The sequence below is a fragment of the Chitinophaga pollutisoli genome (assembly GCF_038396755.1).
Lineage (GTDB): Bacteria > Bacteroidota > Bacteroidia > Chitinophagales > Chitinophagaceae > Chitinophaga > Chitinophaga pollutisoli.
In genome coordinates, this window is the sequence record NZ_CP149822.1 from 2841208 (window position 1) to 2856474 (window position 15267).

The window sequence follows — 15267 nt, forward strand, 5'->3', positions numbered from 1 at the left end:
ATCGGGCCGGCCTGGTGAATATTGTATCCGCGAAATTACTGCCGGACGATCATCAATTTGGCGTAATTGAGCATGATTTTCTTTTCGCCGCCCGCCTTAGGGAACATCACCGTGGCAATACGGTTGTTGGGCGCGCCTTCCAGGCCAATGATCTTGCCGAAGCCGAATTTCTGGTGCTCCACATCCATGCCCACTTCCATGGTTGCCGGATCATCGGCCGTGAAGTTGGCGGAAGGCGTGTGGTTGGCCGCTGTGGGAGAAGAAATCACCCGGGGCCGGGGCTCCTGCTGCGCAGGGCGGGAAGGACCGGCAGCTGCGCCGGGCGCCTTGCGCTTGTCGAACATATTGCCCCAGGAAGCGCCGCCGCCCATGGCGCCGCTGTTGCGGAGGCCGCCGCCGGCATAGCTGCGGTCAAGGTATTTTTCAGGAATTTCTTCCAGGAAACGGCTCGGTTCGTTCTGCTGCAGCTGCCCGAAACGGTAGCGGCTGTTGGCGTAGGTGATGAAAAGACGGCTCTTGGCGCGGGTCACGGCCACGTAGAACAGGCGGCGCTCTTCTTCCAGTTCCTCGCGGGAATTGATGGAAAGCCCGCTCGGGAACAATCCTTCTTCCAGCCCCACGTTAAAAACCACCGGGAATTCCAGCCCTTTGGAGGCGTGGATCGTCATCAGCTTCACCACGTCGCTGTTTTCATCGTTGGTATTATCGGCGTCCGTGAGCAGGGTGATTTGCTGGAGGTATATGCCGAGGGATTTATCGTCGAGCAGCTCACCGTCTTCGGTGGGCGTTTCGGTGAATTCTTTGATGGAGTTCAACAGTTCCTGCACGTTCTCGTAACGCGCAAGGCCTTCAGTGGTTTTATCGTTGAAAAGCTCCTTCACAATTCCCGTGCTCTTACCCACCTGCACCGCCACTTCGTAGGCGTTGTGTTTGTCGAGCATCACGCGGAAGCTCTGGATCATGATCACAAAGTTGGCGATGGCTTCGAGGGTGCCGCCTTTGAAACCAAACTCGCTCGCCCTTTCCAGCACTTCCCAGAAAGTGATATTCTGGTCGTTGGCTATAATTGCGACTTTCTCAAGCGTGGTTTTACCGATACCGCGTACAGGATAATTGATGATGCGCTTGAGGGCTTCTTCGTCGCGGGAGTTGGAAATGATCCGCAGGTAAGCGATGAAGTCCTTGATCTCTTTACGCTGGTAAAACGAAAGGCCGCCGAAGATCCGGTAAGGGATCGCCTGCCTGCGGAGGCTTTCCTCGAAAGAACGGCTCTGGGCGTTGGTACGGTAGAGGATGCAGAAGTCGCGGTTGGCGAAGTGGTTGCGCAGCTTCAGTTCGGCGATGGTATCCGCTACGGATTTACCTTCCTCGTTATCGGTATTGGTCCTTACCAGTTTGATTTTGTCGCCTTCCACATTGTCGGTCCAAAGGTTCTTTTCGATCTGCCCCTTATTTTTCGCGATCACTTCGTTGGCGACGCCGAGGATGGATTTGGTGGAACGGTAATTCTGCTCCAGCTTCACCACTTTCACATCGTCATAATCCTTTTCGAACTGGAGGATGTTTTGAATGGTGGCGCCGCGGAAGGAATAGATGGATTGCGCATCATCTCCCACCACGCAAATATTTTCATGCACCGCACCCAGCAGTTTCACGATCTCATACTGGGCGGGGTTGGTATCCTGGTACTCATCGATCATGATGTACTTGAACTTGTGCTGGTACTTCGCGAGCACGTCGGGGAAGCCCTTCAGCAGCTGGTACATCTTGAACAGCAGGTCGTCGAAGTCCATGGCGCCGTTCTTGTAACAGCGTTTCACGTACAAGTCGTAGATCTTTCCGGTAAGCGGACGGCTGGCGCGCTGGTCCTCCTGCTGGAGGTAGTAGTCCACCTGGTACGCTTCCGGCCCGATGAGGCTGTTCTTCGCCGCGGAAATGCGGTTGTATACGAGATTGGGTTTGTAATGCTTGTCGTCGAGGTTCAGCTCGTTGATGATGGTTTTCACCACGCTTTTGGCGTCGTCGGCATCGTAAATGGTGAAATCGCTGGGATATCCCATTTTCGGCGCATCCGAACGCAGGAGGCGGGCAAACACGGAGTGGAAGGTGCCGATATAGAGATTGCGGGCCTCGTTGCTGCCCAGGATCTTCTCCACGCGCTCCTTCATCTCCTTGGCGGCTTTGTTGGTAAACGTCAGGGAAAGTATATTGAAAGCGTCCACCCCGTTACGCATCAGGTGGGCGATCCGCGTCGTCAGTACTTTGGTTTTGCCCGATCCGGCGCCGGCAATGATCATCACGGGACCCTGTAAGGTGATCACCGCTTCCCGTTGCCGTTCGTTCAGGCCGTCTAAATAGTTTGCACTCATCACTGAAAAAATTTGCAGAGCGTAAAAGTACGGATTGACGGCCGGATCACGAAATAAGTGGATAACTCTGGCCCGTTTCAGGGCATAAAAAAACGGCCCGGAGGCCGTTCTTCGTGATTATTTTTCATTCCTGTCCACCTTCAGGCGATCTTGCCGGTTGGCTACCTCCCAGGCGGTGTAAAACACCAGTTTGGCGCGTTTCGCGAGCAGGTTGTAATGGATTTTCTCCGGTTTGTCGCCCGCGCGGTGGTAATCCTCATGCACCCCGTTGAAGTAGAAGATGATGGGAATTTTGTGCTGCGCGAACATGTAGTGGTCGGAACGGTAGTAGAAACGGTTCGGATCATTGGGATCGTTGTACTTGTAATCGAGCTTCAGCCCGGTGTGCGCGTTGGCCGCTTCGCTGATGGGGCGGAGGTCGGAACTGAGTTTGTCGTCGCCGATGATGTACACATAGTTGGTATCCTGCCTGTGCTCGTCGTCGATCCGCCCGATCATATCGATGTTCAGGTCGGTAACGGTTTGCGCGAGGGGATAGATGGGATGATCGGTGTAGTATTGCGAGCCCAGGAGCCCCTTTTCCTCGCCCGAAACGGTCATGAACACAACCGTCCGGCGGGGGCCTTTCCCGGCTTTCTTCGCTTTCATGAAAGCGTCCGCCATAGCGATAATGGCCACCGTGCCGGAGCCATCGTCGTCCGCCCCGTTATGGATCTTCCCGTCGATCACGCCGATGTGGTCGTAGTGCGCGGTGAGGAAAACGTATTCGTCTTTCAGGTCGGTACCGGGCAGGATGCCGAGCACGTTGCTGGATTTGATTTCTTCGGTGCCTTTGCTGAATGCAAGCGCCGATACCTGCCCGGTTGCGGGCGTGGTGTTGCCGGCTTTGGCGGCTGCCAGCAGTTCGGGCCATTGCTTGCCGAAAATAGCCGACGCCACCTCGGGCGACACGAAATAGCTGTTCGGGATGTACTCCATGTTTTTCATCATGGGCCAGTACAGGCCGGTGCGACGCATGCGGGAGCCACCGCGGCCGCCCAGGTTGGCACGTTCGCTCACTACAAACACGGCTACGGCGCCGTGGTTGGCGGCGGTGCGGAGCCGGTCGGTGAGGGGCGTTCCCTTCCCTTCTGTATCCGCGATCACAACGATTTTCTCAGAAGAACCGGCGCCTTTGTAGGGGTCCATCGCGTCGTTGACAACGCCGAAACCGGCGAAGAAGGCGGGTGTGGCGCCTAATTGCTGGTTGGTGAGCTCTTTCACGGAGCCGTAATATTCCTGGCCGAATGTGAAGGTTTTACCGCCGGCCTGGATGGAGCTTTGGTTGAGGGTATCCTGCAACAACGTGAACGGCTGTTCCCATTCCCCGTTGCCGGCGCCGGGCTGGAGCCCCGCTGCCTTGAACTGCTCGATGATATATTTGGCGGCTTTATACTGGCCGGCTTTGCCGGTTTCGCGGCCTTCCATTTCGTCGCCGGCTACGATAAACAGGTGTTTCTTGAGCTTGGCGGGCGTAATGGTCTCGGCGTAGGACGTAGCAGCGGAGCGCTTCAGCGGCGTGGCGGCTTTCTGTGCGCAAGCGGCGGTCCCTACGGCCAGGAGACAGGCCAGCATGGATTGTTTCTTCATTGGCAGGTTTTTATGCGCTAAAATTAAGGTTTACGGCAGTAGCCACCGCTACCACTCAAATAAAAAGAGGCTGCTTGCACAGCCTCTTTCTTACAGATATTTCGAAAAAACGCCGGTCTGCGAATTACATGCAGGCGATTTTCTTAACACGGTTTTCGTGACGGCCGCCTTCGAAAGGCGTTGCCGCAAATATATCCACCATTTCGGTGGCGGTGGGCACGCTCACAAAGCGCGCCGGGATGCAGATCACATTCGCATCGTTATGGCTCCTGGCCAGGCGCGCCAGTTCGTCGCCCCAGCAGATCGCCGCGCGGATGCCCTGGTGCTTGTTGGCCGTGATGGCTACACCGTTGGCGCTGCCGCAGATGAGGATGCCGAAGGCATGCGTTCCGTCTTCCACGGCGCTGGAAACGGGATGCGCGAAATCCGGATAATCCACGGAGTCCGCCGAATGCGTACCGAAATCTTTTACCGTGATCCCTTTTCCTTCGAGATAGGAAATCACTTCTTCCTTGTACTCGAACCCTGCGTGGTCCGATCCGATGGCGATCGGCAAGGCAAGATCAAATGTCGTCTGTTCCATACCCTATGGGTTTATTTTGGTGTTGGTGTATTGCGTTGCTATTTTATCTTACGACCACTCTTCCACTTCTTCCTTCTCTTTCTTCGCGTATGTTCTGGCCGAGATGAGGATGCTCACTTCATACAGCAGGTATAAAGGTACGAAAACGAGTAATTGGTCCAGTACGTCGGGCGGGGTGATGATGGCCGCCAGGATGAGGATCACCACGATGGCGTGGCGGCGGTAGTTCCGCATGAAGGTAGGCGTGAGGATGCCCAGCTTGGTGAGGAAGTACACAAGTATCGGCATTTCGAACAACGCGCCCATCCCGAGGATGATCTGCGACATCAGCCCGAAATAATCGTCGATGAAGAAGTCGTTCTTGATCACGTCAGACACGGTGTAGCTGGCGAGGAAGTTGATCATGAACGGAGCGATGAGGAAATAGCTGAAGGCGATACCCATGAGGAACTGCAGGCTCACCCAGAAGATAACCCCTTTCGAACCTTTGGCTTCATTATCCTTCAGGGCCGGACGGATAAAGCGCCACAACTCCCAGCATATGTAAGGGAATGCGCCGATAATACCGATGATCATCGCCAGCTTGAATTGGAGCATGATCTGGCCGGCCATTTTCGTGTTCTGGAAAACGATTTCCGGCGGCATGATGCACAATTTGTCGCCCAGGTCCAGTGCATGGCTGACGGAGCAAAGCAAGCGGTAGGTGGGGAACCCGGCCTGCGTGGGGCCGAATATCACTTTTGTAAGGATCCAGTCGGTAAATACGAAGCCAAGGATGCTCACGATAACAATCGCTGCGGCGGAGCGGACCAGGTGCCACCGGAGTTCTTCCAGGTGGTCGAAAAACGACATCTCTGCCTTGTCCTCGTTCTGTGAAAATAACTTCTTTAGCATGCGGTATCAGAATCAGGAGCACAAATATAACATGCCCCGAAGAGTTGAATGTGATAAAAAATGTGGGCTAAGGTAATAAGAAAAATACGAGAAAGTACGAGGAGGAGGATTTAGGGCAAAAAAAAGAGCCAGCCCGAGAAGAATCAAGAGCCGGCCTTTCATCCATTGTTTGTTAACCCCAAAAAAGTTGAATTCGAGAATGTCTTTATTCGCTTCTGTTAGATTGAAACTTGCATCCTTTCATGGCAAGCTATTCAGATGTAAGTCGCAACCGTTACTAAAGCATTCAATTTTCTAAAACAAAAATAGAAAGAAATATCGTATTATCAATGTTACAACAAAGTTTTTTACAACCTTTTAACAAAAATCAAATTATTGTGTTACGTAACAGCACCTATCACACTCCCGCCCGTGTTAATTTTCTACCACTCTTGTAAAAAACGATTTTGCAAAGATGATATTATATATAAAATTAAACTCTACTGAAATCGTTCTTCAACACCTTTACTATCAATCAAACCTGATGCTCCTTAACCCGGATGTAAAGTTTCACGCGCTCACCCCGGCAGCCGGCGAAACCAGCAATTTGTCTAATTTACAGCAACAATCAGGCCGGTTTCCCCTTAATCCAGGATCTTCATTTTCACCATCTCGATCCGCGTATCGGTTACGTTCAGTACGTCGAACTCGTAATTGTCAATGATAATCCGCTCCTTCAACCGCGGGATCGTCTCATAATGCGAAATAATATAACCCGACAGCGTCTCGCTCTCGTCTTCCGGGAAATCAAATCCATAACGCTCGTTCAGGTAATCCAGCTCCAGGCGGCCGGAGAAAATATATTCCTTCTCCGCAATCTGCTGCTCCACGAACTCCTCCACGTCATGCTCGTCTTTGATATCCCCGAAAATTTCCTCCAGCACGTCCTCGATCGTAACAATACCGGCCGTTCCGCCGAACTCGTCCACCACCCAGGCGATACTTCTCCGCTCTTTGTTGAATTTCCCCAACAGGTCGATCGCGCTCATCGTTTCCGGCACCGCCAGGATCGGATGGATTACCGTACTGATGTCTTTCGGGTTCTTGAACATGTCCAGCTGGTGCACGTATCCGAGAATATTGTCAATATTTTGCTCGTAGATGATGACTTTAGACAGCTTCGTTTCGATAAATTTCTTCCGGCAGTCTTCAATCGAAGCCGTAATCTCCAACGCTTCGATCTCTTTCCGCGGGATCAGGCAGCCCCGGATCTTCACATGCACCAGGCTCAGGGCGTTTTCGAACAATTCCGTGTTCAGCTCCTGGCTCTCGCCCATGTGCTGCTGGCTTTGCCGCGTGAAAAATTCCACGTCCACCCGCGAAAACGAGCTCTTGTTCTCGATGATGCGCACGTTGAACAGGTACTTCAGTATCCACTCCGAAATCGACTCCAGCATGGCGCCGATCACGTAAAAAGGTTTCGACAGGAAAGAAATGGGCCAGGCGAAAAAACTCAGCAAAGCCTCCGGACGGCTGCGGAAAATGCTCCGCGGGATGAAAAACCCGAAGAACAACACCAGTAAAGTAGCAGCGCAGATCTCGATGAACAACGTCAGCGCCACAAACTTCGCCACCTGCTCTTCCGATTTCCAGATCGCCAGCCACAGCTGATCGAGCCAGCCCGCTACCAGCATGCTGTATATCACGATGCTGATCGTTAAACCGATTAGGCTTGTAGCCAGGATCTTGGCGGGATGTTCACTGAACCCGGCCAGGATCTTCCCGGCCACGCGCCCTTGCTTTTTCTTCAGTTCGATGCTCAGCCGGTTCACATTCGCGAACGCCGTTTCCATCCCGGCGAAGAATCCCGCCAGCAGTATCACTAAAACCAGTAAAACGATCGTGTAAATATCCATCCAGATATATGTTTTAATGGGGCCTCCGACTTCAGCCGCGCCAATCAATAACGATTAACGGGCCAAAAAGTTCTCCACCAGTTTCCTCACTTCCGCATAGGCCGTTTCCAATACTTCATTTACAACAATATAGTCAAATTCTTTGGCAAAAGACAGCTCGTACCGCGCTTTCCCCAACCTTTCCTCCAGGCTCGCCTGCGATTCGGTGCCCCGTTCGCTCAGGCGTACCCGCAGTGCGTCGAGCGACGGCGGTTGGATGAAGATGGTCATGGCAGAGGCGTGGTATTTCTCTTTGATGCTCAGCGCGCCTTTCACGTCGATGTCCACCATCGGCGTTTGCCCGTTCGTCCAGATGCGTTGCAGTTCGCTCTTGAGGGTGCCGTAATATTTACCGGCGTATACCATTTCATACTCCGCGAAATCGTTCTTTTCGATATGCTCCTGGAAGGTTTCGGGCGACATGAAATAGTAATCCTTCCCGTGCGTTTCCGTTTCGCGGGGCGATCGGGTGGCGGCGGAAATGGAGAAGGCGAGCTGGGGCATTTCAGCCAGCAGCTTGCGAACGATGGTGGTTTTACCCGCTCCGGACGGTGCGGTGATAATGATGATTTTGTTGGATGCCATGATTCTCTAAACGCGCTTGATATCTGCTCCCAGATTCCGCAGGCGCTCGTCGATATACTGGTAGCCGCGGTCGATCTGGTCGATGTTATGGATGGTGCTTTTGCCCTCGGCGCTGAGCGCCGCAATGAGCAGGGAAACGCCTGCGCGGATATCCGGACTGCTCATGGTGATGCCCCGCAGCGGATGGTGACGGCCCAGGCCGATCACCGTGGCACGGTGCGGGTCGCAGAGGATGATCTGCGCGCCCATATCGATGAGCTTGTCCACAAAAAACAGGCGGCTTTCGAACATTTTCTGGTGGATGAGCACGCTGCCGCGGGCCTGGGTGGCTACCACGAGCACGATGCTCAGCAGGTCGGGCGTAAAGCCCGGCCAGGGATGGTCGGAAATGGTGAGGATGGAGCCGTCCAGAAAATTCTGGATCTCATAGCTGTCCTGCGCCGGGATATGGATATCGTCGCCGCGGTATTCCATTTTGATACCGAGCAGACCGAATTTTTCGGGAATGATGCCAAGGTTTTTGATGCTGGCGTTCTTGATGGTGATTTCGCTCTGCGTCATGGCGGCGAGGCCGATGAAGGAGCCGATCTCGATCATATCCGGCAGCATGGCGTGCTCGCAGCCGGTGAGCGACGATACGCCTTCGATTTCGAGGAGGTTGGAACCCACGCCCTTGATTTTCGCGCCCATGCTGTTGAGCATTTTGCAGAGTTGCTGCAGGTAAGGCTCGCAGGCGGCGTTGTAAATGGTGGTGGTGCCATTGGCCAGCACGGCGGCCATTACGATGTTCGCGGTGCCGGTTACGCTGGGCTCATCGAGCAGCATGTATGTGCCTTTAAGGCCGCCTTTGGGCGACTCAAGGCGGAAGTAGTTGTCACCGGTGTCGTACACGAAAGAAGCGCCCAGGCGTTCAAACCCGATCACGTGTGTATCGAGCCTGCGCCGGCCGATCTTGTCGCCACCGGGTTTGGGAATATATGCTTTACCGAAACGCGCCAGCAGGGGGCCGGCCATCATCACGGAGCCGCGCAGGCGGCCGGATTTCTTTTTGAATTCAGGGCTTTCCAGGTAGTCGATATTCACGGCATCGGCCTGAAACTCGCATACGGCGCGGGATACACGGTTCACTTTCACGCCCACGTCGGCCAGCAGCTCGATCAGCAGGTTAACATCCACGATATCCGGGATATTGCTGATGGTGACTTTTCCGGGTGTTAACAGTACCGCGCTGATAATCTGTAATGCTTCGTTTTTGGCTCCCTGCGGTATAATTTCTCCTTTCAGACGGTTGCCGCCTCGTACTTCGAACGCGTTGATCACTTGTTCCTGTTTTTGTATTTGTTGTGTTTGTTCTTGTTGTTGTTATTGTTCTGCTTGTACTTGTTCTGCTGGAACTGTTTGCGCTTGGCGCTGGCCGTCGGGGCCGTTGTGTTGCCGGGCGCGCGGAACTGGGGTTCCAGGCTGATCACGGGCGCCGGGTTGGCGTTGCCGGAAGTGGGATAGTACTGCAGTTTGCCCTGGGTGATGCCCGAAAGCTCGGAGCGGATCGCCTCGTCGTGGACGTTTTCCTTGTGCCAGTTGCCGTAGGCAAGCTTCATGTAGTTACCGATAACCTGTACGAAACCTTCCCTCATTTCGGGGTTTTCGGTTTCAAGGGCTTTATCGATCACCCTTTCGAGGTTTTTCCCGAAGTGGCGGTGGCGGGGATGCTTTTTAGGATAAGGCAGGCGGTCCGGTTTGGCGCGCAGGGTTTCCTTCGTGGGAATGGGGTATGGGGAATCCACATCCAGCTTGAAGTCGGACACCAGGAAAAGGTGATCCCACAGCTTATGCCGGAAATCCTCCACGTTACGGAGGTGCGGCTGCAGGATGCCCATCAGCTCTATCACGGCGGCAACCTGCTGTTGGCGGTGCTCGCGGTCTTTCAACGTCATGATGTATTCGATCATCCGCTGTACGTTCCGGCCGTACTCCTTCATGATGAGGTGGTTGCGTGCGGTGTTATATTCCATTAATCTTAATTGTAATTCCGTAAAAAATCTTGAAATGCAGCCGTTCTACCGTGAAGTAACAAAAAATATTCCTTTTTTATGGAACGGCCTCAAGTGCAGTATTGCGTTATATGCAAACCTAATGAAAAAAAATCATACGCCGCGCGGGAAGCGGCCCCGATTCCTTACTTTTACCCCATGAACTTGTCGTTGACCGGTAAGAACGCCGTTATATGCGGAGGCTCCCAGGGCCTGGGGCTCGCTTCCGCCAGGGAAATCGCCCTCCTGGGCGCCAATTGCATCCTCATCGCCAGGAGCGAAGCGCCCCTAAAGGCCGCCGCCGCGTCCCTCGACACCTCGCAGGGGCAGCAACATAGCTGGCATACCGCGGATTTCAACCAGCCCGACAAATTACAGTCCGTCATCAGCGCCATCACCGACCAGCACATCGTACACATCCTGGTCAATAATACCGGCGGCCCCTCGGGCGGACCGATCCTCGCCGCCGAAGGCGGAGCCTTCCTCCAGGCGTTCCAGATGCACCTCGTCTGCAACCAGCTCCTGGCGCAGGCCGTTGTTCCCGGCATGAAAGCCGACGGGTACGGCCGCATCATCCAGATCATTTCCACCTCCGTCAAAACACCGCTCCGCAATCTCGGGGTATCCAATACCATCCGCGCCGCCGTCGCCAACTGGGCCAAGACCCTCGCCGGCGAGCTCGCACCCTTTGGCATCACCGTCAACAACGTACTGCCCGGCTCCATGTCTACCGACCGCCTCCGCAGCCTCTTCCGCGCCAATGCGGAAAGCCGTGGCGTTCCGGAAAACACCGTGTCCGAAGAATGGCTTGCCGAAATCCCCATGCAGCGTTTCGGCGACCCTTCCGAATTCGGCGCCGCAGTAGCCTTCCTGGCTTCCCCCGCCGCCTCGTACATCACCGGCATCAATTTGCCCGTGGATGGCGGCAAAACCCCCTCGCTTTAAATCCGCACCGATGAATATCTGGAAAAACATCATCAAAAGTCCAACCTGATCCGCTCCCGACCCGTTATTTACCTGTACGGCCGCCGGCGCGGCCCATTCCTTCATTTCACACCACACCCACCAACATGCAACAAACCAATGTGCAGTACGGCCCGTACCTGCAGCTCGACGCTATATTGAACGCACAGCATCCCGAATCCGACAAGCACGGGATGCCCGCCCACGACGAAATGCTCTTCATCGTCATCCACCAGGCTTACGAGCTCTGGTTCAAACAACTGCTTTTCGAAGTGGAATCCGTAGCCGATATCATGAGCAAACCCGCCGTGAACGATAATTCCCCCGAATTGCAGACGGTCGTGCACCGCCTGAACCGCAGCGTCACCATTCTCAAATTGCTGGTGCAGCAGATCGATATCATGGAAACGATGACGCCGATGGACTTCCTCGACTTCCGCGACATGCTGCGCCCCGCGTCCGGCTTCCAGAGCTGGCAGTTCAAAACCCTCGAAGCCAGGCTGGGCCTGCAATACGAAAACCGTTTCGGACAGGAATACTACATCTCCCAGCTCACGCCCGACAAAATCGAGATTATCCGTCGCGCGGAAAGGGAGCCCTCCGTGTTGAAGCTCCTCAACGACTGGCTGGAGCGCATGCCCTTCTTCGAAGAGCCGGACAACTGGTCTGACTACCAGCCTTCCACCAATGCCGCCACGGATGGAGGATCGCTCTGGTTCAACGATTACCGGAATATTTACATGTCCGGCCTGGCAGACGCCGAGCAGGCGAACCGCGCTTATTTCGACAAGGTATTCGGCGAAGGCGAAGGCGCAGGGCATTTATCACCGAGGGCGAGCCGTGCGGCGTTGTTCATTATGTTGTACCGCGGCTATCCCTTGCTGCAGCTGCCATTCCAGTTACTGAACAGCCTGCTGGAGATCGACGAGCAGCTGAGCACCTGGCGTTACCGGCACATGAGCATGGTGCAGCGGGTGATCGGCACGCGCATCGGAACGGGCGGCAGCACGGGCAGGGATTACCTGAAAGGCGCGCTGGACAAGCATTACATCTTCGCCGACATTGCGCGGTTAACGAGTTTCCTGATTGAAAGAAGGAAGCTGCCGGCACTGAGCCAGGCGATGGGGAGGAGACTGGGGTTCCGTTGAGGACGCCCAAAACGGCAAAAAGGGCGACGGTGACCGTCTCCCTTTTTGCCTTTGCTCATAACGTGAAACCTGCGCCCTTACTCAACTACGTTGATGGTGCGCGTAAAGCTTTCTTCCAGCGAAATGAATGTTTCGGTGCGTTCGATCCCTTTGATTTTCTGGAGCTCGTCGTGCAGCACCCGGCGAAGGGAGGTGATATCTTTACAAATGATTTCTGCGAACATGCTGTAGCTGCCGGTGGTGTAGTTCAGGCGAACGATTTCCGGCATTTTGCGCAATTCCTTGGCCACTGAATCGTAAAGGGAGCTTTTCTCGAGGAAAATGCCGATAAACGCGATCACGTCATAGCCGATCATTTTTAAATCTACATGTAATCTCGTACCTTTAACTATACCCAGTTCTTGCAATTTCTTCATCCGAACGTGGATCGTACCGCCTGATACGAACAGCTTCTTCCCCAGGTCAGCATAGGAGATTTCAGCGTTAGACATCATCTCGCTGATGATCTGCAGGTCCAGTTTGTCAATATTCAAATTGTGGCTCATTTTGACAAAGTGTTTTTGAATGTTTTAAACTTACATGCAAATATTTAAAAAATATCGAAATTTCCAAAATTTCTATTAAAATATTTGCAAAAAATACCCCCTCTCTTTAGATTTGCATCATAATCGTTGAAAACAACGCTTACCCGCCAGGGAAATTATCCAACTTTGTGGGGTGATGAAATTGGCAGACATGCCCTCTCGTCTCGGGGGTGAGGATCACGGGATAAACGTAGCGTAATGGGTTGACCACTAATCTTATTTGTGCTATGGCTAACTGCCTCGTGTAGGTTCGACTCCTACCCCTACAGCCATCAAACGCATCGGTAAACGCCGGTGCGTTTGCCGTTTTATCCCATTTCCCATCTTCTTCGCACCTTCCCCCTCCCTAATCCAGGGTTATCCCAGGGATACTGTATACCTGCCGTAATGTATATGTACCCGTATAAAAGCCTATCCAAGCCTTTACTGTAGCGGGCTTACCCTGCTTTTATATACATTTGATATACAGTAACCCCTCTTTTACCCTATAGTTAAGTACCATTACCGGCCCCTTTTATCCATATTCTCTTCCGCAAGTACGGTTTTCGGTGCTTTTCGTACTTTTGCGCCCTCATGGGACACAAGAAACTACAGCGATTCGCGGAAATTGAGACATTCCCCAACGTGCTCATCTATCCGAAAGACATGCCGGGGAACTGGAGCCGCCATTTCGGCAACAGCCATCCTCTTACCCTCGAACTGGCTTGCGGTAAAGGTGATTACACCCTCGGCCTCGCCCGGAAATACCCCGAAGAAAACTTCATGGGGGTCGATCTGAAAGGCAACCGCATCTGGAAAGGCGCTAAAACCGCCATCGACGAGCAAATTGCGAATGTAGCATTTTTGCGTACCCAGATCGAGCAAATTACCGAATATTTCGCGCCGGGCGACGTAAAAGATATCTGGATCACCTTCCCGGACCCCTTTCTCCGGCAGTCCAAATCCAAAAAACGCCTCACCCATCCCCGGTTCCTGGCCCTCTACCAGCAGTTCCTGGCCGATGGCGGCACCATCAACCTGAAAACCGATTCCCCGGAGCTCTACGCCTTCACCAAAATGGTGATCGCCCGGGTAGGGTGCCGGCTTATCACGGACGTACCCGATGTATACGCCCTTTCGCCCATCCCGGAGCTGCTGCAGATCCAGACGTATTATGAAGGGATGCACCTGGCCGACGGCCGTACCATCCGGTTCCTTAAATTTGCATTGCCGGACCAGCCCATCGACTGGAAAACCGCGAACCTCGCAACGGATGAAGAAGCAGCTGCAGGAAAATATTGATTTTTACTATAACGAGCAGGGATATGTGGTGTTGACCGAAAAATTCCACCGTGAAAGGGGATTTTGCTGCGGTAACGGATGCCTGCATTGCCCGTTTGATTATGAAAAAGTCCCCGACGAAAAAAGAAACCGCCTCCTCGAAGCCCGCCGCCAGAAAGACGGAGCCTGACTTCATTGACCGGGTTTTCGATATCACCCGCCAGATTCCCCGCGGGCGGGTGACGAGCTATGGCGCCATCGCCGAAAGGGCCGGCATCCGGCTTACCGCCCGCATGGTGGGCTGGGCCATGCACCAGGCCGGGAAAGCGCATCCCCCCGTTCCCGCGCACCGGGTGGTGAACAGCAAAGGCCTCCTGACCGGCGCCATCCACTTCGCCACCCCCACCTTAATGCAGGAATTATTGGAACAGGAAGGCATAGAAATACGCAATAACCAGGTGGTCGGCTTTACGGATAAGTTCTGGAACCCGCCGTTGACCAAAAAGAACACAGCGTTGCCCAAAAAGAAAAAATAGGTGCAGGCCCTTTTTCAATAACTTTACCGCATGTCTGTACTCAAACTGAAGTTGGACCAGGACGCCCTGGTGGAAGATTTTTTCGAAGACGCCTGGCTGGCGGGGATCATTTCCCAGGCCAAAGACTACCAGCTTATCTGGCAGCTCAATAAACAGCTGGGGTTCGATTTCCGGGTAAACAACTCCCTGGAAATCAATCTTGCCAAAAACCGCCGGTCCTTCTTCTTCACTGTGTACGAACACCAGGAGCTGACAAAGTCCGCCGGACATTATTTCTACAATAATCATTGCAAGGCGGAGTTTCTGCTCCCCGAACTGAAACATGTGGATTACCTCTGGCTGATCAAAGGCAACTATTACCAGCAGCCCGACGTGAAAGCGCTGATAGAACAATGCAGGAAGGCCGAACTGGTGCAAATGGCGTCGCTGCTCGACCTGCGCGACATCCGCAACCGGATTAACCTGATATTCTGATACCGATATTCCCCATCAACCGTTTAAATCACGCACTATGTGGCAGGAAACCGAGCGGCACCTGTACCGCGCCTTCACCTTCCCCGACTTTCGCGAAGCTTTCGCCTTTATGACCAAAGTGGCGCTGGCCGCGGAAAAAATGGATCATCACCCCACCTGGACCAACACCTGGAACAAGGTGGAAATCTGGCTGAGCACCCATAGCGCAGGCAATAAGGTTACCGAAAAAGACCGCGCCCTCGCCCGTATTATCGATCAATTCATCCCAAATTCCTGAA

General features: G+C 53.7%; 16 protein-coding genes. 7 read left to right on the plus strand and 9 right to left on the minus strand.

What is annotated here, in order from left to right; translation table 11 throughout:
- Positions 1-35: 35 nt before the first annotated feature.
- From WJU16_RS11645 to WJU16_RS11680, 8 genes are all read right to left on the minus strand, one after another.
- Positions 36-2369, minus strand: coding sequence for a UvrD-helicase domain-containing protein (locus WJU16_RS11645; RefSeq protein WP_341838482.1), 2334 nt, complete (start codon positions 2367-2369; stop codon positions 36-38).
- Positions 2370-2486: 117 nt separating this feature from the next.
- A complete protein-coding gene (locus WJU16_RS11650) occupies positions 2487-3998 on the minus strand; it encodes a M28 family peptidase (RefSeq protein ID WP_341838483.1) in 1512 nt (503 codons plus the stop codon).
- Between the two features lie 124 nt (positions 3999-4122).
- Positions 4123-4581, minus strand: coding sequence for a ribose 5-phosphate isomerase B (gene rpiB, locus WJU16_RS11655; protein WP_341838484.1), 459 nt, complete (start codon positions 4579-4581; stop codon positions 4123-4125).
- 48 nt (positions 4582-4629) lie between these two features.
- Positions 4630-5475 carry a twin-arginine translocase subunit TatC gene (gene tatC / locus WJU16_RS11660; RefSeq protein ID WP_341838485.1) on the minus strand — a complete coding sequence of 282 codons (846 nt, stop codon included), beginning with the start codon at positions 5473-5475 and terminating at the stop codon, positions 4630-4632.
- Positions 5476-6098: 623 nt separating this feature from the next.
- Positions 6099-7370: a hemolysin family protein gene (locus tag WJU16_RS11665; protein WP_341838486.1), complete on the minus strand. Its 1272-nt coding sequence runs from the start codon at positions 7368-7370 to the stop codon at positions 6099-6101.
- Between the two features lie 54 nt (positions 7371-7424).
- Complete coding sequence (gmk, locus tag WJU16_RS11670; RefSeq protein ID WP_341838487.1) at positions 7425-7994, minus strand: guanylate kinase; 570 nt, start codon at positions 7992-7994, stop codon at positions 7425-7427.
- Positions 7995-8000: 6 nt separating this feature from the next.
- The gene (gene murA, locus WJU16_RS11675; RefSeq protein ID WP_298714891.1) at positions 8001-9314 is read right to left on the minus strand and encodes a UDP-N-acetylglucosamine 1-carboxyvinyltransferase; all 1314 of its coding nucleotides are present in this window, start codon (positions 9312-9314) and stop codon (positions 8001-8003) included.
- Positions 9311-10006, minus strand: a complete 696-nt coding sequence (locus WJU16_RS11680; RefSeq protein WP_341838488.1) for a DUF4290 domain-containing protein — start codon at positions 10004-10006, stop codon at positions 9311-9313. The genes murA and WJU16_RS11680 overlap by 4 nt, the downstream gene beginning before the upstream one ends.
- Before the next feature lie 177 nt (positions 10007-10183).
- Between WJU16_RS11680 and WJU16_RS11685 the strand changes: the two genes are divergently transcribed.
- On the plus strand, positions 10184-10969 hold the full coding sequence (locus WJU16_RS11685; protein WP_341838489.1) for an SDR family oxidoreductase: 786 nt from the start codon (positions 10184-10186) through the stop codon (positions 10967-10969).
- Between the two features lie 125 nt (positions 10970-11094).
- A complete protein-coding gene (locus WJU16_RS11690) occupies positions 11095-12135 on the plus strand; it encodes a tryptophan 2,3-dioxygenase family protein (protein ID WP_341838490.1) in 1041 nt (346 codons plus the stop codon).
- A gap of 77 nt (positions 12136-12212) precedes the next feature.
- Here WJU16_RS11690 and WJU16_RS11695 read toward each other — a convergent pair whose 3' ends face one another.
- A complete protein-coding gene (locus tag WJU16_RS11695) occupies positions 12213-12680 on the minus strand; it encodes an Lrp/AsnC ligand binding domain-containing protein (protein WP_109695159.1) in 468 nt (155 codons plus the stop codon).
- Positions 12681-13292: 612 nt separating this feature from the next.
- On the opposite strand from WJU16_RS11695, the gene trmB reads away from it, so the two are divergent.
- The 5 genes from trmB to WJU16_RS11720 are packed head-to-tail and all read left to right on the plus strand — an operon-like array spanning position 13293 to position 15266.
- Positions 13293-14000, plus strand: coding sequence for a tRNA (guanosine(46)-N7)-methyltransferase TrmB (gene trmB / locus WJU16_RS11700; RefSeq protein WP_341838491.1), 708 nt, complete (start codon positions 13293-13295; stop codon positions 13998-14000).
- On the plus strand, positions 13972-14169 hold the full coding sequence (locus WJU16_RS11705; protein WP_341838492.1) for a DUF5522 domain-containing protein: 198 nt from the start codon (positions 13972-13974) through the stop codon (positions 14167-14169). Before trmB ends, WJU16_RS11705 begins: the two co-directional genes overlap by 29 nt.
- Entirely contained in the window at positions 14102-14515 is a 414-nt protein-coding gene (locus tag WJU16_RS11710) for an MGMT family protein (protein ID WP_341838493.1), read from the plus strand. Before WJU16_RS11705 ends, WJU16_RS11710 begins: the two co-directional genes overlap by 68 nt.
- Positions 14516-14545: 30 nt before the next feature.
- On the plus strand, positions 14546-14989 hold the full coding sequence (locus WJU16_RS11715) for an IPExxxVDY family protein (protein WP_298714874.1): 444 nt from the start codon (positions 14546-14548) through the stop codon (positions 14987-14989).
- Between the two features lie 37 nt (positions 14990-15026).
- Complete coding sequence (locus WJU16_RS11720) at positions 15027-15266, plus strand: 4a-hydroxytetrahydrobiopterin dehydratase (RefSeq protein ID WP_341838494.1); 240 nt, start codon at positions 15027-15029, stop codon at positions 15264-15266.
- Position 15267: the final 1 nt, after the last annotated feature.

What these genes read in the sequence shown, in the direction of transcription:
- WJU16_RS11645 (WP_341838482.1), bottom strand. Translation starts at nt 2,369, where the DNA reads ATGAGTGCAAACTATTTAGACGGCCTGAACGAACGGCAACGGGAAGCG.
- WJU16_RS11650 (WP_341838483.1), bottom strand. Translation starts at nt 3,998, where the DNA reads ATGAAGAAACAATCCATGCTGGCCTGTCTCCTGGCCGTAGGGACCGCC.
- rpiB (WP_341838484.1), bottom strand. Translation starts at nt 4,581, where the DNA reads ATGGAACAGACGACATTTGATCTTGCCTTGCCGATCGCCATCGGATCG.
- tatC (WP_341838485.1), bottom strand. Translation starts at nt 5,475, where the DNA reads ATGCTAAAGAAGTTATTTTCACAGAACGAGGACAAGGCAGAGATGTCG.
- WJU16_RS11665 (WP_341838486.1), bottom strand. Translation starts at nt 7,370, where the DNA reads ATGGATATTTACACGATCGTTTTACTGGTTTTAGTGATACTGCTGGCG.
- gmk (WP_341838487.1), bottom strand. Translation starts at nt 7,994, where the DNA reads ATGGCATCCAACAAAATCATCATTATCACCGCACCGTCCGGAGCGGGT.
- WJU16_RS11680 (WP_341838488.1), bottom strand. Translation starts at nt 10,006, where the DNA reads ATGGAATATAACACCGCACGCAACCACCTCATCATGAAGGAGTACGGC.
- WJU16_RS11685 (WP_341838489.1), top strand. Translation starts at nt 10,184, where the DNA reads ATGAACTTGTCGTTGACCGGTAAGAACGCCGTTATATGCGGAGGCTCC.
- WJU16_RS11690 (WP_341838490.1), top strand. Translation starts at nt 11,095, where the DNA reads ATGCAACAAACCAATGTGCAGTACGGCCCGTACCTGCAGCTCGACGCT.
- WJU16_RS11695 (WP_109695159.1), bottom strand. Translation starts at nt 12,680, where the DNA reads ATGAGCCACAATTTGAATATTGACAAACTGGACCTGCAGATCATCAGC.
- trmB (WP_341838491.1), top strand. Translation starts at nt 13,293, where the DNA reads ATGGGACACAAGAAACTACAGCGATTCGCGGAAATTGAGACATTCCCC.
- WJU16_RS11705 (WP_341838492.1), top strand. Translation starts at nt 13,972, where the DNA reads ATGAAGAAGCAGCTGCAGGAAAATATTGATTTTTACTATAACGAGCAG.
- WJU16_RS11710 (WP_341838493.1), top strand. Translation starts at nt 14,102, where the DNA reads ATGAAAAAGTCCCCGACGAAAAAAGAAACCGCCTCCTCGAAGCCCGCC.
- WJU16_RS11715 (WP_298714874.1), top strand. Translation starts at nt 14,546, where the DNA reads ATGTCTGTACTCAAACTGAAGTTGGACCAGGACGCCCTGGTGGAAGAT.
- WJU16_RS11720 (WP_341838494.1), top strand. Translation starts at nt 15,027, where the DNA reads ATGTGGCAGGAAACCGAGCGGCACCTGTACCGCGCCTTCACCTTCCCC.